General features: G+C 71.0%; 20 protein-coding genes. 12 read left to right on the top strand and 8 right to left on the bottom strand.

Features of this window, described 5'->3' with window-relative positions:
* The first annotated feature begins 40 nt into the window (after nucleotides 1-40).
* From IR212_RS11155 to pucL, 5 genes are all read left to right on the top strand, one after another.
* Nucleotides 41-955 (top strand): HpcH/HpaI aldolase/citrate lyase family protein, encoded by a 915-nt coding sequence (locus IR212_RS11155; protein ID WP_194395989.1) that lies wholly within the window; start codon nucleotides 41-43, stop codon nucleotides 953-955.
* Between the two features lie 28 nt (nucleotides 956-983).
* Nucleotides 984-1,457 carry a peroxiredoxin gene (locus IR212_RS11150; RefSeq protein ID WP_194395988.1) on the top strand — a complete coding sequence of 158 codons (474 nt, stop codon included), beginning with the start codon at nucleotides 984-986 and terminating at the stop codon, nucleotides 1,455-1,457.
* A 110-nt stretch (nucleotides 1,458-1,567) separates the two neighbouring features.
* Complete coding sequence (uraD, locus tag IR212_RS11145) at nucleotides 1,568-2,065, top strand: 2-oxo-4-hydroxy-4-carboxy-5-ureidoimidazoline decarboxylase (protein ID WP_194395987.1); 498 nt, start codon at nucleotides 1,568-1,570, stop codon at nucleotides 2,063-2,065.
* On the top strand, nucleotides 2,062-2,385 hold the full coding sequence (gene uraH, locus IR212_RS11140; protein WP_194395986.1) for a hydroxyisourate hydrolase: 324 nt from the start codon (nucleotides 2,062-2,064) through the stop codon (nucleotides 2,383-2,385). Before uraD ends, uraH begins: the two co-directional genes overlap by 4 nt.
* Before the next feature lies 1 nt (nucleotide 2,386).
* A complete protein-coding gene (gene pucL, locus IR212_RS11135; protein ID WP_194395985.1) occupies nucleotides 2,387-3,286 on the top strand; it encodes a factor-independent urate hydroxylase in 900 nt (299 codons plus the stop codon).
* Nucleotides 3,287-3,323: 37 nt separating this feature from the next.
* On the opposite strand, the gene IR212_RS11130 is transcribed toward pucL, so the two are convergent.
* Nucleotides 3,324-3,860 (bottom strand): nitroreductase family protein, encoded by a 537-nt coding sequence (locus IR212_RS11130; protein ID WP_194395984.1) that lies wholly within the window; start codon nucleotides 3,858-3,860, stop codon nucleotides 3,324-3,326.
* Entirely contained in the window at nucleotides 3,860-4,276 is a 417-nt protein-coding gene (gene msrB, locus IR212_RS11125; RefSeq protein ID WP_194395983.1) for a peptide-methionine (R)-S-oxide reductase MsrB, read from the bottom strand. Before msrB ends, IR212_RS11130 begins: the two co-directional genes overlap by 1 nt.
* 118 nt (nucleotides 4,277-4,394) lie before the next feature.
* Here msrB and IR212_RS11120 point away from each other — a divergent pair, with 118 nt between their 5' ends.
* From IR212_RS11120 to groL, 5 genes are all read left to right on the top strand, one after another.
* Nucleotides 4,395-5,426, top strand: a complete 1,032-nt coding sequence (locus IR212_RS11120; RefSeq protein WP_228479285.1) for a DUF2332 domain-containing protein — start codon at nucleotides 4,395-4,397, stop codon at nucleotides 5,424-5,426.
* A gap of 9 nt (nucleotides 5,427-5,435) precedes the next feature.
* Nucleotides 5,436-5,684, top strand: coding sequence for a DUF3263 domain-containing protein (locus IR212_RS11115; protein ID WP_194395981.1), 249 nt, complete (start codon nucleotides 5,436-5,438; stop codon nucleotides 5,682-5,684).
* A gap of 91 nt (nucleotides 5,685-5,775) precedes the next feature.
* Nucleotides 5,776-6,345 (top strand): LytR C-terminal domain-containing protein, encoded by a 570-nt coding sequence (locus IR212_RS11110; protein WP_194395980.1) that lies wholly within the window; start codon nucleotides 5,776-5,778, stop codon nucleotides 6,343-6,345.
* 147 nt (nucleotides 6,346-6,492) lie between these two features.
* Complete coding sequence (locus IR212_RS11105; RefSeq protein ID WP_194395979.1) at nucleotides 6,493-6,693, top strand: cold-shock protein; 201 nt, start codon at nucleotides 6,493-6,495, stop codon at nucleotides 6,691-6,693.
* 187 nt (nucleotides 6,694-6,880) lie between these two features.
* Nucleotides 6,881-8,500, top strand: coding sequence for a chaperonin GroEL (gene groL, locus IR212_RS11100; RefSeq protein ID WP_194395978.1), 1,620 nt, complete (start codon nucleotides 6,881-6,883; stop codon nucleotides 8,498-8,500).
* Between the two features lie 158 nt (nucleotides 8,501-8,658).
* Here the strand turns inward: groL and IR212_RS11095 are convergent, their stop codons facing one another.
* From IR212_RS11095 to IR212_RS11080, 4 genes are all read right to left on the bottom strand, one after another.
* Nucleotides 8,659-8,946, bottom strand: coding sequence for a WXG100 family type VII secretion target (locus IR212_RS11095; protein ID WP_194395977.1), 288 nt, complete (start codon nucleotides 8,944-8,946; stop codon nucleotides 8,659-8,661).
* A gap of 141 nt (nucleotides 8,947-9,087) precedes the next feature.
* The gene (locus tag IR212_RS11090; protein ID WP_228479284.1) at nucleotides 9,088-10,716 is read right to left on the bottom strand and encodes a sensor histidine kinase; all 1,629 of its coding nucleotides are present in this window, start codon (nucleotides 10,714-10,716) and stop codon (nucleotides 9,088-9,090) included.
* A gap of 152 nt (nucleotides 10,717-10,868) precedes the next feature.
* Nucleotides 10,869-11,561 (bottom strand): response regulator transcription factor, encoded by a 693-nt coding sequence (locus tag IR212_RS11085; RefSeq protein ID WP_194395976.1) that lies wholly within the window; start codon nucleotides 11,559-11,561, stop codon nucleotides 10,869-10,871.
* Nucleotides 11,562-11,624: 63 nt separating this feature from the next.
* Nucleotides 11,625-12,281 carry a helix-turn-helix transcriptional regulator gene (locus tag IR212_RS11080; protein WP_228479283.1) on the bottom strand — a complete coding sequence of 219 codons (657 nt, stop codon included), beginning with the start codon at nucleotides 12,279-12,281 and terminating at the stop codon, nucleotides 11,625-11,627.
* 103 nt (nucleotides 12,282-12,384) lie between these two features.
* On the opposite strand from IR212_RS11080, the gene IR212_RS11075 reads away from it, so the two are divergent.
* Nucleotides 12,385-13,605 (top strand): NAD(P)/FAD-dependent oxidoreductase, encoded by a 1,221-nt coding sequence (locus tag IR212_RS11075; protein WP_194395975.1) that lies wholly within the window; start codon nucleotides 12,385-12,387, stop codon nucleotides 13,603-13,605.
* 7 nt (nucleotides 13,606-13,612) lie between these two features.
* Here the strand turns inward: IR212_RS11075 and IR212_RS11070 are convergent, their stop codons facing one another.
* On the bottom strand, nucleotides 13,613-14,161 hold the full coding sequence (locus IR212_RS11070; RefSeq protein WP_194395974.1) for a TetR/AcrR family transcriptional regulator: 549 nt from the start codon (nucleotides 14,159-14,161) through the stop codon (nucleotides 13,613-13,615).
* A gap of 74 nt (nucleotides 14,162-14,235) precedes the next feature.
* On the opposite strand from IR212_RS11070, the gene IR212_RS11065 reads away from it, so the two are divergent.
* On the top strand, nucleotides 14,236-15,126 hold the full coding sequence (locus IR212_RS11065; protein WP_228479282.1) for an alpha/beta fold hydrolase: 891 nt from the start codon (nucleotides 14,236-14,238) through the stop codon (nucleotides 15,124-15,126).
* A gap of 181 nt (nucleotides 15,127-15,307) precedes the next feature.
* Here IR212_RS11065 and IR212_RS11060 read toward each other — a convergent pair whose 3' ends face one another.
* On the bottom strand, nucleotides 15,308-16,966 hold the full coding sequence (locus IR212_RS11060) for a DNA repair helicase XPB (RefSeq protein WP_194395973.1): 1,659 nt from the start codon (nucleotides 16,964-16,966) through the stop codon (nucleotides 15,308-15,310).
* Nucleotides 16,967-16,994 lie beyond the last annotated feature (28 nt).

Below are 16,994 nucleotides of genomic sequence, written 5' to 3'. Positions count from 1 at the left end.
TCGACTGATCGCAGCCCGACAAGCCCGGAAGAGAAGTGACATGTCCGCAGATCCCTACGGCAGTGGCCCCGGCCTCCTCGACGCCGAGGCCGACCTCGCTCGGCCCCTCGCGACGCGTCCGGCGCGCCACCGTGCCGTCGAACCCGCCATCGCCCGGTCGTGGCTGCTGGTCCCCGGAACCCGCCCCGAGACGTTCGGCGACATGGCCGCGTCGCGGGCCGACGCAGTGGTGCTCGACATCGAGGATGCCGTCGACCCGAGCAAGAAGCCGCAGGCACGTGCCGATGTGGTCCAGTGGCTGCGCGCCGGCGGACGCGCCTGGGTGCGCATCAACGACGCCTCCACGCCCTTCTGGGCCGACGACCTCGCCGCGCTCGCGAGGATCCCGTCGCTTGCCGGCGTCATGCTGGCCAAGACCGAGTCGCCCGACCAGGTCACGGCCACCTTCGACCGGCTCGGCGGGAACGCACCCGTCGTCGCCCTCATCGAATCGGCGATCGGCATCGAGGACGCCGCGCACATCGCGCGGGCGCGCGGCGCGTTCCGGCTCGCGTTCGGCAGCGGCGACTTCCGCCGCGACACCGGAATGAGCGCGGATGCCGACGCGATGGCGTACCCGCGGGCACGCCTGGTGGTCGCCAGCCGCGTCGGCGACCTCCCCGGCCCCATCGACGGGCCGACGGTGGGCACCAGCATGCCCACGCTGCGCGAGCACTCGGCGATCACGGTGTCGATGGGCATGACCGGCAAGCTGTGCCTGGCCGCCGAGCAGGCGCCCGTCATCAACGAGGTGATCTGCCCGACCCCCAGCGAGGTCGAGTGGGCGATGGACTTCCTCGCCGACTTCGAGGGCCGTGGGCGTGTCATCCGCGACGGCAGCGACTTGCCGCGCCTCGGCCGTGCGCAGAAGATCGAGAAGCTGGCTCTGGCGTTCGGCGTGCATCCGACGTCGTGAGCCGGCCGACAGTGAAGGGACGAGAGACATGACCGATGAGAACCGCCTGCGCGAGGGCGCACGCAATCCCGGCTTCGCGCTGCCGGACGCCACGGGTGCCATGGTCCGGCCGGAGGACTTCGCCGGGCGCCGGCTCATCGTCTACTTCTACCCGGCCGCCTTCACCCCCGGATGCACGACCGAGGCCTGCGACTTCCGCGACAACCTCGCCTCACTGCAGGCGGCCGGCGTGGCCGTCGTGGGGATCTCGCCCGACCCGGTCGAGCGGCTCGCGGAGTGGGCCCGGGCCGAGCAGCTCGACTTCCCCCTGCTTTCGGACACGGATCACGCCGTGGCCGAGGCCTGGGGCGCGTGGGGGCCGAAGGTCGTGGGCGGCGAGCAGCGCATCGGGCTGATCCGCTCCACCTTCGTGCTCACCCCCGACGGGACGATCGAATCCGCCGAGTACCGCGTCGACCCCCACGGGCACGTCGCCCGGCTGCGCGCTCAGCTCGCCGCCTGACGCTCGGCGCCGGTGCCCGCACCCCGGCCCGCGAGCGCGGCTCGCCGGAGGGCGCTGGACGCGCGCACGTCTCCGCGACACGATGGCTGTGAGACGGCGAAGGGCGGGCGATGGAGCTCGAGGAGTTCAACCGGCTCGACGCGCGGTCGGCCGGCGACGTCGTCCGGCCGTGCCTCGACGTCGACCGGTGGGTCGACGCGGTCGTGGCGGGCCGCCCCTACCCTGACCGGGCGGCGGCGCTGGAGTCCGCGCGGACGGCGGCATGGCCGTGGACGGACGCGGAGATCGACGCCGCGCTCTCCCGCCATCCGCGAATCGGGGACCGCCCGGGCGGCATGAGCGCCGAAGCGTCGCTCTCGCGGGCCGAGCAGGCCGGCGTCGCAGCGGCGTCCGCGGATCTCGCCGCCGCGCTCGCCGAGGCGAACCGGCAGTACGAGGCCAAGTTCTCCCGCGTGTTCCTCATCCGCGCGTCCGGGCGCACCGCCGAGGAGGTCCTCGAGGCGCTGCGCGAGCGACTGGCGCACTCCGAGGCCGAGGAGCTCCCCGTGATCGCCGAGCAGCTGCGGCAGATCGCCGTTCTCCGTCTGGAAGGGATCCTCTCCGCATGAGCCAGATCACCACGCATGTCCTGGATACCTCGACGGGGCGCCCGGCCCGCGGGGTCGGCGTCATCCTCGCCACCGCGGACGGTGCCGAGCTGGCCGCGGACGAGACGGACGAGCGCGGACGCATCGCCGAGCTCGGTCCGCACCGGCTGGACCCCGGTTCGTACCGGCTGTCGTTCGCCACAGGGGACTACTTCGCCGGCACCGGCCGCGAGACGTTCTACCCGACGGTGTCGATCGACTTCTCGGTCGTCGACGACGAGCACTACCACGTGCCGCTGCTCATCAGCCCGTACTCGTACTCGACCTACCGCGGCAACTGACATGCCGGACCGCGCGTTCGTCCTCGGCGCCAACCAGTACGGCAAGGCCGAGGTGCGCCTCGTGCGCATCGACCGCGAGACCCCTCGCCACGAGATCACCGACCTGAACGTGACGTCGCAGCTGCGGGGGGACTTCGAGGCCGCCCACGTGCACGGGGACAACGCGCGAACCGTCGCGACCGACACGCAGAAGAACACCGTGTACGCGTTCGCCCGCGACGGCGTGGGCTCACCGGAGGCGTTCTTGCTGCGGCTGGGTCGCCACTTCACGGGTCGCTTCCCGTGGGTGACCGGCGGACGGTGGGAGGCGGAGCAGTTCACGTGGACCCGCATCCCGGTCGGCGGCGAGGGGCATCCGCACTCGTTCGTCCGCGGCGGCACCGAAACACGTGCGGCCGTCCTGACGATCGATCAGGGGGACGAGACCGTCATCTCGGGGCTGCACGACCTCGCCCTTCTGAAGTCGACCGGGTCGGAGTTCCACGGCTTCCCGCGGGACCGGTTCACGACGCTGGCCGACACGACCGAGCGCGTGCTGGCCACCCGGGTGCGGGCGCGCTGGCGCTACAACCGGGTCGACGTCGACTTCGACCGGGCGTACGCCGACGTCAGGCGCCTGCTCCTCGAGGCCTTCGCGCAGACGCACTCGCTCGGTCTGCAGCAGACCCTCTTCGAGATGGGCCGGCACGCGCTCGCCGGCCACCCCGAGATCGACGAGGTGCGGCTGTCGATGCCGAACCTGCATCACTTCGCCGTCGACCTCACTCCGTTCGGGCTCGACAACCCCGGCGAGGTGTTCTTCCCCGCCGACCGCCCGTACGGGCTCATCGAGGCGGCGGTGCTCCGGGACGGCGCGGACGCAGACCACCCCGCCTGGCGCGGCATGGCGGGATTCTGCTGAAGACCCTTCGCGCGGCCGCCGTGGCGCGACATCCGTCTCAGGGCATGCGGGTGACGAACCTGCGCGCGTCGACGGCCTTGCGCCGCTCGGGCCGCGAGGTGGGGGGCTTGCCGCCGACATAGAGCCAGCCGAGCAGTTCCTCGTTCTTCTTCAGGCCATGCGCCTTGGCCACCGCTTTGGCGCGGGTGTAGTGACCGGTGCGCCAGATCACGCCCCAGCCCGCCTCGTCCAGCAGCAGGCTGAGCACGTGGGCGACGCCCGAGGCGACCGCCTGCTGCTCCCAGCGGGGCACCTTGTGGCTCTTGCGGTAGCTGGCGACGACGGCAACGAGCAGGGGGGCGCGCAGTGGCTTGGACGAGACGCCCTTGTCGCCCTGCGCCTTGTTGATCGCGCGCCCGAGGCGCTCCCGGTCGTCGCCGCGCAGCTCGATGATGCGCCACGGCTGCAGCGACGAGTGGTCGGCGACGCGACCCGCTGCTGCCACGAGCTCCAGCAGCTGCTCGTGGGTCGGAGCCTCGTCGGTGACCTTCGACCACGACCGCCGCGCCAGGGCGGCGTCGAGGGCGCCGGCCATCAGGGCTGGGCCGGGTCGTCGCCCGGAGTGAACTGCAGCGAGATCGAGTTCATGCAGTAGCGGTCGCCGGTGGGCGTGCCGAAGCCGTCGGGGAAGACGTGCCCCAGGTGGGAGCCGCAGCGGGCGCAGCGCACCTCGGTGCGCACCATGCCGTGGCTGCGGTCCTCGATGAGCTCGACCGCTTCCGGGCGGATCGACTCGTAGAAGCTGGGCCAGCCGCAGTGCGAGTCGAACTTCGTCCCGCTCTGGAAGAGCTCGGCACCGCAGGCGGCGCACGTGTAGAGGCCCGCCCGGCTCTCATCGAGCAGCTCACCGGTCCACGGACGCTCGGTGCCGGCTTGCCGCAGCACGGCATACTGCTCGGGGGTCAGTTCGGCGCGCCACTCGGCGTCGCTCTTGTCGACGGCGTAGGTCATGGTTCCTCCTCGCCCGGATGCGGGCACGCTCTCCATTCTCCCGCAGCGCGGGGCGGCGCGGCCCCTGCCGACGATGAGGACCCGCAGAACGCGAGGATCGATGCGCGAAGATGACGGGGTGACAGTGCCCCGGGAGCACGAGGCGGCGGCCGTGGTGGAGCGATACGCGCGGTTCGCCCGCGACGAGGCGCCCGGTCGCTCGGCGCTGTACGCCGGCTGGGCGGCGGGGGTCGCCGCCGACCCTGCGACGGCGGCCATCCTCGCCCGCATTCCGGCGACGCGGCGGCAGCCGCCCCTGGTCTTCGCCGTCACCCGCATGCTGGGTGCGCCGGAGACGCCCTTCCCGCAGTGGGCGGCGTGGCTCCAGCGCCATGCCGACACCGTCGTGGCGGAGGCATCCCGTCGCCGTCTGCAGACGAACGAGCCGCAGCGGTGCGCGGCACTGCTGCCTGCGCTCGCGACGATCGATGGGCCGATCGCGCTGCTCGAGGTGGGCGCGAGCGCGGGGCTCTGCCTGTACCCCGACCGGTTCTCCTACCGGTACCGCGCCGGCGACGCCGTCGTGGCGCTCGACCCCGTCGACGGGCCGTCCTCGGTCGTGCTCGACGCGCAGGTCAGCGGCGACCCGCCGCTGCACATCCCGGACGTCGTGTGGCGTGCCGGGATCGACCTCGCGCCGCTCGACGCCGCCGACACGGCGGACCGACGCTTCCTCACCAGCCTGGTGTGGCCGGGTGAGCGCGGCCGCGCGGACAGGATCGCCGCGGCGCTGGACATCGTCGCCGCCGACCCGCCAATGCTGCGCGCCGGCGACGCCGCGGATCCCGGCACGGTGCGCGCGGCGGCAGCGCTCGCGCCGCGGGATGCAAGGCTCGTGGTGACCACGCCGGGGGTGCTGCCGCACATCGAGCGCGCCGGGCGCGAGCGTCTCATCGACACCGTCCGCGCGCTCGACGCCGTGTGGGTGACGATCGACCCGCCGGGGCTGTACGCCGGGTCGCGCCAGGACTGGCGGCCGCCCGTCGACCCGTCGACATGGGGCGGGTTCGTCCTCGGCATCGACGGCCGCGCGGTCGCCGCGGTCGATCCTCTCGGCGCGTTCGTGGACTGGCGCGCGTGGCGCCCGAATGAGACGGATGCTGGGGGCTAGCGTGGCCCCGTGCCCCTCAGCGACCGCGACCGCGCCATTCTCGACTTCGAGGGGGAGTGGCGCCGGCACGCGGGGGCGAAGGAGGAGGCGATCAGGGCGGATCTGGGGATGTCGCCCGCCCGCTACTACCAGCTGCTCGGCCGCCTGATCGACACCGCCGACGCGCAGCAGCACGATCCCATGCTGGTGAAGCGGCTGCGACGCCTGCGGGACGCGCGCCTCCGGGAGCGCGCGGCGCGCGCCGCCGACGGCAGCTGAGCCGTCGCCCGCGGGGCCGTGCGCGGCGATCGCGCGGGTGCCGCCGTCCGCGTCGCCGGGATGCCGGAGATCGGCCCGGTAACATCGACGGGTGCCGACCACGACCTTTCCCCGCGATCGTTTCGACGACGTCCCGGAGACCGATCGCGTCGGCGCTCACCGAGCCGAGAACCCTCGCATGCGCGGCTGGGTCGTGCTGCTCTGGGCGGCGCTCGCGACGGTCGTGCTGATCGCGGTCGGCATCTTCGGCACCCTCATCGCCTCGGGCCGCATCGAGCTGGCACCCACCCCGGCGCCGACCGTCGAGCCGGTCCCCGACGTCACGCCGGTCGTCGACACCACCTACGCCGTGGTGATCCTCAATGCCACTCCGGAGGAGGGGCTGGCGACCCAGACGAAGGACGTCGTGGTCGCAGCCGGCTGGGCGGACGAAGCCGTGACGGCCGGGGAAGCGGGCTCGCAGGACTTCCCGACCACCACGGTGTTCTACAGCACGCCGGCGGACGAGGCCGCGGCCGCCGGGCTCGCCGACGTCATCGGGGGCGCCGCCATCGAGCAGAGCGACGCGTACCCGTCCACCTCACCCGACACCCCTCAGCTGACCGTCGTCATCGGGCTCGACCGCACCGCTGCCGGGCAGACTCCCGCACCGACGCCCTGAGCGCCTGAGTGCGCGCGTCGGGGCGGGTCGTGTTTCGCGCCGGTAAACAGTTGTGGGCCCGCGTGTCAACAAGTGACGAATCGCCCGAGTGCCCCTGTCGCGCCTGCATACGATGAAGCCCAGCAACGCCGGCATCAGGAGAAACGCATGACCCAGGGCACCGTCAAATGGTTCAACGCCGAGAAGGGATTCGGCTTCATCACCGTCGCGGACGGCCAGGACGTCTTCGTCCACTATTCCAACATCGACATGACGGGATTCCGCGTGCTCGAGGAGGGTCAGACCGTCGAGTTCACCGTCGGTGCGGGGCAGAAGGGTCCCCAGGCGGAATCCGTGCGCGTGGTCTGAGCGTCGCTCCGCGGCTCCAGCCGCAGACCACGAGACGCCGGTGCCCGAGGGCACCGGCGTCTCGTCGCGTTCCGGGCATCCCTCCTCGCGGCTTGCACTCGGTAGGGTCGAGTGCCAGAATGATTTAGCACTCACGTTTGCTGAGTGCTAATACCCCAAGCCAACGTTCCGGAGGGACGACACACACATGGCAAAGATCATCGCTTTCGACGAGGAGGCCCGCCGCGGCCTCGAGCGCGGCCTGAACACGCTGGCCGACGCCGTCAAGGTGACGCTCGGCCCCCGCGGTCGCAACGTCGTGCTCGAGAAGAAGTGGGGCGCTCCCACCATCACGAACGACGGTGTCTCGATCGCCAAGGAGATCGAGCTGGACGACCCGTACGAGAAGATCGGCGCGGAGCTCGTCAAGGAGGTCGCCAAGAAGACCGACGACGTCGCCGGTGACGGCACCACCACCGCGACCGTGCTCGCCCAGGCGCTCGTGCGCGAGGGCCTGCGCAACGTCGCGGCCGGCGCTGACCCCATCTCGCTCAAGCGCGGCATCGAGAAGGCCGTCGCGGCCATCACCGCCGAGCTGCTCGAGGGCGCCAAGGAGGTCGAGTCCAAGGACCAGATCGCCGCGACCGCGTCGATCTCGGCCGCTGACCCGGAGATCGGCGAGCTCATCGCCGAGGCCATCGACAAGGTCGGCAAGGAGGGCGTCGTCACGGTCGAGGAGTCGCAGACCTTCGGCACCGAGCTCGAGCTCACCGAGGGCATGCGCTTCGACAAGGGCTACATCAACCCCTACTTCGTCACGGACCCGGAGCGCCAGGAGGCCGTCTTCGAGGACCCGTACATCCTCATCGCGAATCAGAAGATCTCGAACATCAAGGACCTTCTGCCCGTCGTCGACAAGGTGATCCAGGACGGCAAGGAGCTCGTCATCATCGCCGAGGACGTCGAGGGTGAGGCGCTGGCCACGCTGGTGCTCAACAAGATCCGCGGCATCTTCAAGTCGGTCGCCGTCAAGGCCCCCGGCTTCGGTGACCGTCGCAAGGCGCAGCTGCAGGACATCGCGATCCTCACCGGCGGCCAGGTCATCACCGAGGAGGTCGGTCTCAAGCTCGAGAACGCCACCCTCGACCTGCTCGGCCGTGCGCGCAAGGTCATCGTCACCAAGGACGAGACCACGATCGTCGAGGGCGCCGGCGAGGCGTCGCAGATCGAGGGCCGCGTGACCCAGATCCGTCGCGAGATCGACAACACCGACAGCGACTACGACCGCGAGAAGCTCCAGGAGCGCCTCGCCAAGCTCGCCGGCGGCGTCGCCGTCATCAAGGCGGGTGCGGCCACCGAGGTCGAGCTCAAGGAGCGCAAGCACCGCATCGAGGACGCCGTCCGCAACGCGAAGGCGGCCGTCGAGGAGGGCATCGTCCCCGGTGGTGGCGTCGCGCTCATCCAGTCGGGCCGCACGGCGCTCGAGGCGCTCCAGCTCTCGGGTGACGAGGCGACCGGTGCCAACATCGTGCGCGTCGCGATCGAGGCTCCGCTGAAGCAGATCGCCCTCAACGCCGGTCTCGAGCCGGGCGTCGTGGCGAACAAGGTGTCGGAGCTCCCCGCCGGCCACGGCCTCAACGCCGCCACCGGTGAGTACGGCGACCTGTTCGCGCAGGGCATCATCGACCCCGCCAAGGTGACCCGCTCGGCGCTGCAGAACGCCGCGTCGATCGCCGGCCTCTTCCTCACGACCGAGGCCGTCGTCGCCGACAAGCCCGAGAAGGTCGCGGCCCCGGCCGGCGACCCGACGGGTGGCATGGACTTTTGACGCGTGACGGCTCAATGCGAGCGCCAGCGAGCGTTGAGCCGGCTCGGGTCAAGGTCGAGTAGCGAGGTACGAGCGTATCGAGACCCGATCCAGCATCGCTGACAGAACCGCAGAGCGGCCTCTCCTTCGGGAGGGGCCGTTCTGCGTCTGTCGTCTGTTCAGCGGAACATGCTCGTCGCCGCCAGCTCGGTGTCGGCGTACTGGCGCGCGGCGGCGCCGAGGGCGGCGTTGATCTGCGCGAGCGACTCCTCCACCTGCCGCTGGGTTCCCCGCCACTGCTCGACGACGCCGGCGAAGGCCGCCGATGCCGAGCCCGTCCACGACGACTGCAGCTGCGTGAGCTGCGCGAGCATCGCATCGGACTCGGCCTGCAGCCGGTCGATCGTTGCTCGCACGGATGCGGTGGACGCGAGGATGGTGTCGCTGTCGACGGTGAAGACGGCCATGGGTGCTCCTGATCGATGTGCGGTGGCCGGATGCCGAAACCGCCGTGGCCGCAACGCTATGAGCGCGACGACGACGGAGTGAGGCATCCGCCCTCATCTGTGCATCGGGCGTTACAGGTGCAGGGTGGGGAGGAGCCCTCGTCACTCGGACGCGTCGGCCAGGCGGGTGAGCGGCTGCGTGGGCGTGTCGAGGTGCTCTGCGGCGGCGCGGATGTCGGCGAGGGGGAACGACACGCGGAACGTCGCGCCCCCGCCCGGCGTGTCGAACACGAACACCGATCCGTGCAGCGCCTCGACGATCGACGCGACGATCGACAGGCCGAGCCCTGACCCGCCGGTCTCGCGCGTGCGCGAGGTGTCGGCCCGCCAGAAGCGCTGGAAGATCTTCTCCTTGATCTGGTCGGGCACGCCCTCGCCGTGGTCGGCGACCTCGATCCACCCCATGTGCGCCCGCGCGTCGATTCCGACGCGCAGCTCGATGGGGGAGTCCTCGGGAGTGAATCGCCGGGCGTTGCCCAGCAGGTTGGTCACCACCTGGCGGATGCGATTCTCATCTCCCAGCACGATCGGCGCGAGGGCGCCCGCGGGTCCCGGCGGCTCGGCCTCGGGAAGCACGGACGGCATCTCGCCGGAGCCGTTCGCCGTGGACGCGGGAACCGGCTTGGCCCGCCGGCGCAGCAGCGAGAGGGTGGCGCCGGCTCGCGAGATGGCGGACGGGCCGCCCGTGCGCCGCTTCGCCTCGAGGGCGACGTCCTCGTCTTCCTCCTCGGGCGGGGTCGCGGGCGCCTCGCTCGTGGTGTCGATCGCGGTGACCGGGCGCATGGGTGCGGCGGCCCGCACGTCCAGGGCGGCGTCGCGGGCGATGGGTCGCAGGTCGACGGGGGCGATGACGACGTCGCGCCGCTCGTCCAGCCGCGCGAGCGCGAGCAGATCCTCGACGAGGAGGCCCATGCGCACCGCCTCCTTCTCGATGCGGTCCATCGACTGGGCGACGTCCTCCTCGCCGCGCACCGCCCCCATGCGGTACAGCTCGGCGTAGCCGCGCACCGTCACCAGCGGCGTGCGCAGCTCGTGGCTCGCGTCGCCGATGAAGCGCCGCATCTGGCGGACGGTGGCATCGCGCTGCGAGATCGCCGAGTCGACCCGGTCGAGCATGGCGTTGATCGCGGTCTTGAGCCGGCCCACCTCGGTCGTCGTGGGTTCGATGTCGGTCATGCGCTGGCTCAGGTCGCCGGCGGCGATCGCGTCGGCGGTGGACTCGACCTGGCCGAGACTTCGGAAGGTGAGGGTCACGAGGTAGCGGGTCGCGACGGCGCCCACCACGAGGATGACGAGCGCGAGGATGCCGTAGATGCCGATGTACTGCGCGACGATCTGGTTGCTGGGCGCGAGCGGGAGGGCGACGAGCTGCGTGTAATAGTCGGCGACGCTCTCGATGAGGTAGAGGTCGGTGCTCGCGAGGTAGGTGTTCGAGGTTTCGGCGTTGGTCAGCGGGAACGTCGACACCCCCCGGATGGTGACTTCCTCGATGGTCATGACCTCGGGGAAGTCGGGCGGCGGGCCGCCGTTGCCGCCCGCGCTCGTCTCGAAGGCGCCGTCGGGGCCGTAGATCGCCACGAAGTACGACGGCGACGGCACGTCGGTCTTCTTGGTGAACCGGGGTCCGGTGGCGGTGATCTCGATGTCGAAGAGCGTGCTGGCCACGTCGGTGGCCGCGAGCTGCTGGGTCTGCTCGTCGACGCTGGCGACCAGCGCGTTGCGCAGGAACACCGCCGTGCCGAGCCCCGCCGCGAACAGCCCGACCGCCAGGAGCGCGACAGTGACCCCGGTGACCTTCGCGCGCAGACTCGTGCCGCGCCACCACCGGGTGACCGCATCAGGCTTGTGCGCCAGGTCGCGCCTCCGTTCCGTGCCGCCGTCGGTCAGGCGGTCTTGCCGGCCTTCAGCATGTAGCCGAAGCCGCGCTTGGTCTGGATGAGCGGCTCGGACGAGTGCGGGTCGATCTTGCGACGGAGGTACGAGATGTAGCTCTCCACGATGCCGGCATCGCCGTTGAAGTCGTACTCCCAGACGTGATCGAGGATCTGCGCCTTCGACAGCACCCGGTTGGGGTTGAGCATGAGGTAGCGCAGCAGCTTGAACTCGGTGGGGCTGAGATCGATGGATGCCTCGCCCACCTGCACGTCGTGGGTGTCCTGGTCCATGGTGAGCTCGCCGGCGCGGATCACCGACTCCTCGTCGGCCTGCATCGTGCGACGGAGGATCGCCTGGATGCGCGCCACGATCTCGTCGAGGCTGAAGGGTTTGGTGACGTAGTCGTCGCCGCCGGCGTTGAGGCCGGTGATCTTGTCCTCGGTCTCGTCCTTGGCTGTCAGGAACAGGATGGGGGCGGTGTAGCCGGCGCCCCGGAGGCGCTTGGTCACGCTGAACCCGTTCATGTCGGGCAGCATCACGTCGAGGATGATGAGGTCCGGCTCCTCTTCGAGGACGGCCGAGATCGTCTGCGCGCCGTTCGACACGGCGCGGACCTGGAACCCGGCGAAGCGCAGGCTTGTGATCAGCAGGTCGCGGATGTTCGGTTCGTCGTCCACGACGAGGATGCGCGGTGCGGTCATGCCCTCATTATGTCGGCGGAACCGATGGCGCGCCTGGATATCGGTGACCCGACCGGGAATTGCTCAGCGGCCGCCGACGCGGATCTCGACGCAGCAGCGGCCCTCGGCCGGGGCGAGCACGGGGATGCGCTCATCGCCGGTCGCGGCGACGAGCCCGCGGGCGAGTTCCAGGTTGGCGCCGCAGATCAGCGCCGTGTGGCGGCTGGCGAGTGCGTGGAACGGGCAGTTCTCGAGGATCAGATCGCCGGATGCCTCCTCCCGCGGCGCGTACCCGCAGGCGGTGAGCGCACCGGTGAGGCTGCGGCGGGCGGCGCCGATGGCGGCCCCCGCGCCGAACGCCTCCTCGGCGAGCGCGTCGCGGATCGGAAGCTCCCGCACCTCCGACCGCTCGACAGCCGCGGCCAGCAGGCCGCCTGCCAGTTCGTAGTGCCGCTCGGGGATGGACACCGACAGCTCGGTCGCGGCGGCGCGGTACAGCTTCGCCGGACGCCCCGCGCCCGGCCCGCTGCGCCCGCTTCGGCGAACGAACTCCACCGTCACGAGGCCTGCCCCCGCGAGCCGGTCGAGGTGGAAGGCCGCGGTGCTGCGCGGGATGCCGAGGGCCTGGGCGGCGTCGTCCCGGCCGATGGCGCGCTGGGTCGCCAGGCGGTACAGCCTCAGGCGCTGCGGGTCGGCGAGGGCGGCCACGGCGTCGGCGCGGTCGGGCACGAGGTGTTCCACAGGGGAAGTGTACGTCTAAAAGTAGAGATCTTGACAAAAGAATCCGACCGGCTTACGGTCATCCCAGGCAGGGTCCGCGAGTGAAGTCGCGAGAGGAGTCGCCATGCGTCGCATGCTGATCATCGGAGGGGGCCTGGCGGCCGGTGCGGCGGCCGAGACGCTCCGCAAGGAGGGCTTCGACGGCGAGGTGGTCATCGTCTCGGCCGAGCCCCACGCGCCCTACCAGCGACCCCCGCTGTCCAAGGGTTACCTCGGGGGCGCCGAGGGAGAGGACGCCGTCCTCCTGCATCCCGCCGCGTGGTACGCCGAGCAGGGCATCGAGCTGCGGACGGGGGTGGCGGCGACGACGCTGGACCCTGCGGAGCACGCCGTGGAGCTCGCGGACGGCACGACGGTCGGCTACGACGCCGTGCTGCTCGCGACCGGCGCGCGGCCGCGGACGCTTCCCCTGCCCGGCCACGAGCTGCCCGGAGTGGTGACGCTGCGCACTCTGGACGATTCCGATGCGCTCGCGGCGAGGCTGCGCGAGGGCGGGCGGCGCCTGGTGGTGATCGGCGCCGGGTGGATCGGCATGGAGGTCGCCGCGACCGCGCGTGGTCTCGGCAACGAGGTCGCGATCCTCGAGCGCGACGACGTGCCGCTCTCGGCGGCGCTGGGCACGCGGATGGGGGAGGTCTTCCGGGCGCTGCACCTCGACCACGGCGTGGATCTGCGCACCTCGGTCGGAGTGGACCGGATCGTCGGGTCGGATCGAGCGGAGGGAGTGGTCGTCGACGGCGAGATGCTGCCTGCGGACCTCGTGCTCATCGGGGTCGGAGCTGTCCCCGACACGCGCCTGGCGGAGACGGCGGGGCTGGACATCGACAACGGGATCCTCACCGACGCGTCGCTGCGATCCAGTGCGCCGGACGTGTACGCGGCCGGCGATGTGGCCAACCCGTTCCACCCCGTCCTTTCGCGCCGTCTGCGCAGCGAGCATTGGGCGAACGCCCGCAGCGCGGGGCGGGTGGCGGCACGGTCGATGCTCGGGATCCCGGCATCGCTGGACGGCATCCCGTACTTCTACACCGACCAGTACGACCTCGGTATGGAGCTGTCGGGCTACGCCCCGCTCATGGCCGAGGCGGAGGTCGTGGTCCGCGGAGACGTCGATGCACGCGAGTTCATCGCGTTCTGGATGAACGCCGGGCGCGTGGTCGCCGGGATGAACGTCAATGTGTGGAACGTCAACAAGGGCGTCCAGGCGCTCATCCGCTCCGGCCGCTCCATCGATCCCGCGAAGCTCCGCGACGAGGATGTGCCGCTGGACGCTCTCGCGGCCTGATGCGTCGTCAGTCGATGCACGCGCGCACCGCGCGCTCCACGACTGGGCGGACGGCGGCCTCCGGGTCGACCGTCACCCGGTGCAGGTTCAGCCCTTCGCATGCGGCCATCAGCGTCCGGGCGGCGTCGACCGGCGCCTTCGCGCCGACGCGCGCGAGGATCGCCGTCGTCCACTCGACGTAAGCGGCGCGCTGATCCAGCAGCGGTGCCAGCAGTCCGGCGTCCCCCGCACCGTCGAGGAACAGCGCGTACCGCGCTCTCGTGCGTGCGGCGAGCGGGCCGGTCTGCAGCTCGATGAGGTCGCAGAGTGCGTCGATGAGCTGCGTGGGCGTCTCGACCGGCGGCGACCCGCCGGCCGCGAACTCCGCCCGCTCCGTCTCTGCGAGCCACGCGACCACCCCCGCCACCAGCGCTTCGCGGGTGCGGAACCAGTTCGAGGTCGAGCCCTTCGGCAGACCGGCGCGCTCGTCGACGCGCGCGTGGGTGAGCGCGCGGATGCCCCCCTCGCCCACGAGTTCCAAGGCCGCCTCGAGGGCGCGCGTGCGGGTGCGGGCCATGTGCTCACTCTAGGTTCGGCCGGTCTACTATCAATGTAGTGACACGGTACTACGAAAGTAGTATCGTGTGCGCCATGGACGACGAGAGAGCGGTGCGCACCCCCGCTGTCGGCATGCCCGAGATGCCCAGCGTGCCGGGGTTCACGCACGAATACATCGAGACGCCGGGGCTGCGGGCGCACGTGGCGATGGCGGGCGAGGGTGAACCGATCGTGATGCTCCACGGTCTGCCGCAGCACTGGTGGCAGTGGCGCGAGATCGGTGCCGGTCTCGCTGCGGATCACTGGGTGCTCTGCCCCGACCTGCGCGGATTCGGGTGGACGCGGGCGGACGCGCCGGGCATGGGCCGGATGACGCAGACCGATGATCTGCGGGCGGTCCTGAACGCGCTGGGTGTCGATCGCGCCCGCGTGGTCGCGCACGACATGGGCGCGCTCACGGCGGCCCACCTGGCGTACACCGCCCCGGAGCGCGTGAGCGCGATGGTGATCCTCGCGGTGCCGCCGCCCTTCATGCCGATCAGCCTCGCGATGCTCCCGGCGATGCGGCATATCCCACCACTGCTGTTCCATCGGCGCGGTCGGTCGCTCGCGCACGTCTTCGACCCGCCGTACGTCGTGCGTCCTCTCCCGGAGGACACGGTGGCGACCTATCTGGCGCCGCAGGTGCGCCCCGACATCGACGCCGCGATCAACGAGGTCTACCGGTGGCTCGTCTTGTCCGAGATGCCGCGCATGGCGGGCGGCTCGTACCGCCGGGCGCGCCTGACGGTGCCGACGCTGTACGCCCTCGGCGACGCCGACAAGCCGCTGAACGCGACCTTCGTCCGTGAGCAGTGCGGAGACACCACCCGGTACGCGGACCACGTCGAGATCGTCGGCATCCCTGACGCGGCCCACTTCATGACCGACGACAACCCTGCGGGCGTCGAAGCGGCGATCCGGGACTTCTTCGCGAGGTTCTGACGTTGCTCACGCGTCCGCGGATGCGGCATCCATTGCGCCGCTCGTCGCGCGAGTGCACGACCTCGTGCCGAATGCACGGGTATTCCGCGTTGCGAAGTCATGCACCGGGAGCGAAGCCGTGCGTTCGGCGGAAGACGGCGAGGGACGAGCGGATGCCGCCGGGAACTCCCGAGTCGGGAGGCTATGCCGCCAGTGAGTGGGCGTCCAGAATCGTGTAGGCGTACCCCTGCTCCGCGAGGAACCGCTGCCGGTTCTGGGCGAAGTCCTGGTCCACCGTGTCGCGCGCGATGAGCGTGTAGAAGCTCGCCGTGTGGTTGGACTGCTTCGGCCGCAGCAGGCGTCCGAGGCGCTGGGCCTCCTCCTGGCGCGAGCCGAACGATCCCGAGACCTGGATGGCGACGGATGCCTCGGGCAGATCGATCGAGAAATTCGCGACCTTCGACACCACCAGCACCGAGATCTCGCCGACGCGGAACGCCTGGTAGAGCTCCTCGCGCTCGTCGACCGGTGTCTGCCCGGTGATCTTCGGCGCGTTCAAGGCCTCGGCCAGCACGTCGATCTGATCCAGGTACTGCCCGATGATGAGGATGCGCTCGCCCTCGTGACGTTCCACCAGCTGACGGACGACGCCGATCTTCGCCGGTGCGGTGGCGGCCAGTCGGTAGCGCTCGTCATCGGCCGCAGCCGCGTATTCGAGCCGGTCGCCGGCGGGCAGGTCGACACGGACCTCGTAGCAGACGGCGGGCGAGATGAACCCCTGCGCCTCGATCTCCTTCCACGGCGCGTCGAACCGCTTGGGGCCGATGAGGCTGAACACGTCGCCCTCGCGACCGTCCTCCCGCACGAGGGTGGCCGTCAGCCCCAGGCGCCGACGCGCCTGCAGGTCGGCGGTGAGCTTGAAGACCGGTGCCGGAAGGAGGTGCACCTCGTCGTAGACGATGAGTCCCCAGTCCAGGGCATCCAGGAGTGCCAGGTGCGCGTACTGTCCCTTCCGCTTCGCCGTGAGGATCTGGTAGGTGGCGATCGTGACCGGCTTGATCTCCTTGATCTGGCCCGAGTACTCGCCGATCTCCTCCGGCGTGAGCGACGTGCGCTTGAGCAGCTCGTCGCGCCACTGCCGCGCGCTGACGGTGTTGGTGACGAGGATGAGCGTCGTCGTCTTCGTCTCCGCCATCGCCCCGGCACCCACGAGGGTCTTGCCGGCTCCGCAGGGAAGCACCACGACACCGGACCCCCCGTCGGTGAAGATGTCGACGGCCTGCCGCTGGTACGGCCGCAGCTTCCAGCCGTCCTCGGCCAGGTCGATCGGGTGCGGTGTGCCCGGGGTGTAGCCGGCGAGGTCCTCGGCCGGCCAGCCGATCTTGAGCAGCTCCTGCTTGATCTGCCCCCGCGCCCAGGCATCCACGACGTAGACGTCGGGGGAGGGGTGGCCGGTCAGCAGCGGCTGGATGCGCTTGTTCTTGGAGACCTCGGCCAGGACCGCGGCATCCGTCGATCGCAGGATCAGCTCGCCGCCGGTGCCGTCCTCGCCGACCGGCGTGCGCTCGATGACGAGACGCCCGTAGCGGCCCACCGTCTCGGTGATGTCGATGGACACCGAGGGAGGCACGGGGAAGCGCGACCAGCGGTCGAGGGTCGCCAGCATGTCTTCGGCGTCGTGGCCGGCGGCCCGCGCGTTCCAGAGTCCGAGTCGTGTGATGCGGTACGTGTGGATGTGCTCGGGGGCGCGCTCGAGCTCGGCGAAGATCGCCAGCTCGTGGCGCGCGCTCTCCGCATCGGGGTGCGCGACTTCCAGGAGCACCGTGCGGTCGCTCTGGACGATGAGGGGGCCGTCAGCCATAACGAGCTAGTTTACCGGCGCCCGGCTG

The sequence above is a fragment of the Microbacterium atlanticum genome (assembly GCF_015277815.1).
In the GTDB taxonomy this organism is placed as follows: Bacteria; Actinomycetota; Actinomycetes; order Actinomycetales; family Microbacteriaceae; genus Microbacterium; species Microbacterium atlanticum.
Note: the sequence above shows the minus strand (reverse complement) of the source record. Positions and strands in the feature narration are given on the sequence as shown.

Bases quoted from the DNA above. Each gene is read 5' to 3' on its own strand.
- uraH (WP_194395986.1), top strand. From the start codon at position 2,062: ATGAGCCAGATCACCACGCATGTCCTGGATACCTCGACGGGGCGCCCG.
- IR212_RS11155 (WP_194395989.1), top strand. From the start codon at position 41: ATGTCCGCAGATCCCTACGGCAGTGGCCCCGGCCTCCTCGACGCCGAG.
- IR212_RS11070 (WP_194395974.1), bottom strand. From the start codon at position 14,161: ATGGCCCGCACCCGCACGCGCGCCCTCGAGGCGGCCTTGGAACTCGTG.
- IR212_RS11130 (WP_194395984.1), bottom strand. From the start codon at position 3,860: ATGGCCGGCGCCCTCGACGCCGCCCTGGCGCGGCGGTCGTGGTCGAAG.
- uraD (WP_194395987.1), top strand. From the start codon at position 1,568: ATGGAGCTCGAGGAGTTCAACCGGCTCGACGCGCGGTCGGCCGGCGAC.
- IR212_RS11075 (WP_194395975.1), top strand. From the start codon at position 12,385: ATGCGTCGCATGCTGATCATCGGAGGGGGCCTGGCGGCCGGTGCGGCG.
- IR212_RS11095 (WP_194395977.1), bottom strand. From the start codon at position 8,946: ATGGCCGTCTTCACCGTCGACAGCGACACCATCCTCGCGTCCACCGCA.
- IR212_RS11060 (WP_194395973.1), bottom strand. From the start codon at position 16,966: ATGGCTGACGGCCCCCTCATCGTCCAGAGCGACCGCACGGTGCTCCTG.
- pucL (WP_194395985.1), top strand. From the start codon at position 2,387: ATGCCGGACCGCGCGTTCGTCCTCGGCGCCAACCAGTACGGCAAGGCC.
- IR212_RS11105 (WP_194395979.1), top strand. From the start codon at position 6,493: ATGACCCAGGGCACCGTCAAATGGTTCAACGCCGAGAAGGGATTCGGC.
- msrB (WP_194395983.1), bottom strand. From the start codon at position 4,276: ATGACCTACGCCGTCGACAAGAGCGACGCCGAGTGGCGCGCCGAACTG.
- groL (WP_194395978.1), top strand. From the start codon at position 6,881: ATGGCAAAGATCATCGCTTTCGACGAGGAGGCCCGCCGCGGCCTCGAG.
- IR212_RS11150 (WP_194395988.1), top strand. From the start codon at position 984: ATGACCGATGAGAACCGCCTGCGCGAGGGCGCACGCAATCCCGGCTTC.
- IR212_RS11065 (WP_228479282.1), top strand. From the start codon at position 14,236: ATGGACGACGAGAGAGCGGTGCGCACCCCCGCTGTCGGCATGCCCGAG.
- IR212_RS11085 (WP_194395976.1), bottom strand. From the start codon at position 11,561: ATGACCGCACCGCGCATCCTCGTCGTGGACGACGAACCGAACATCCGC.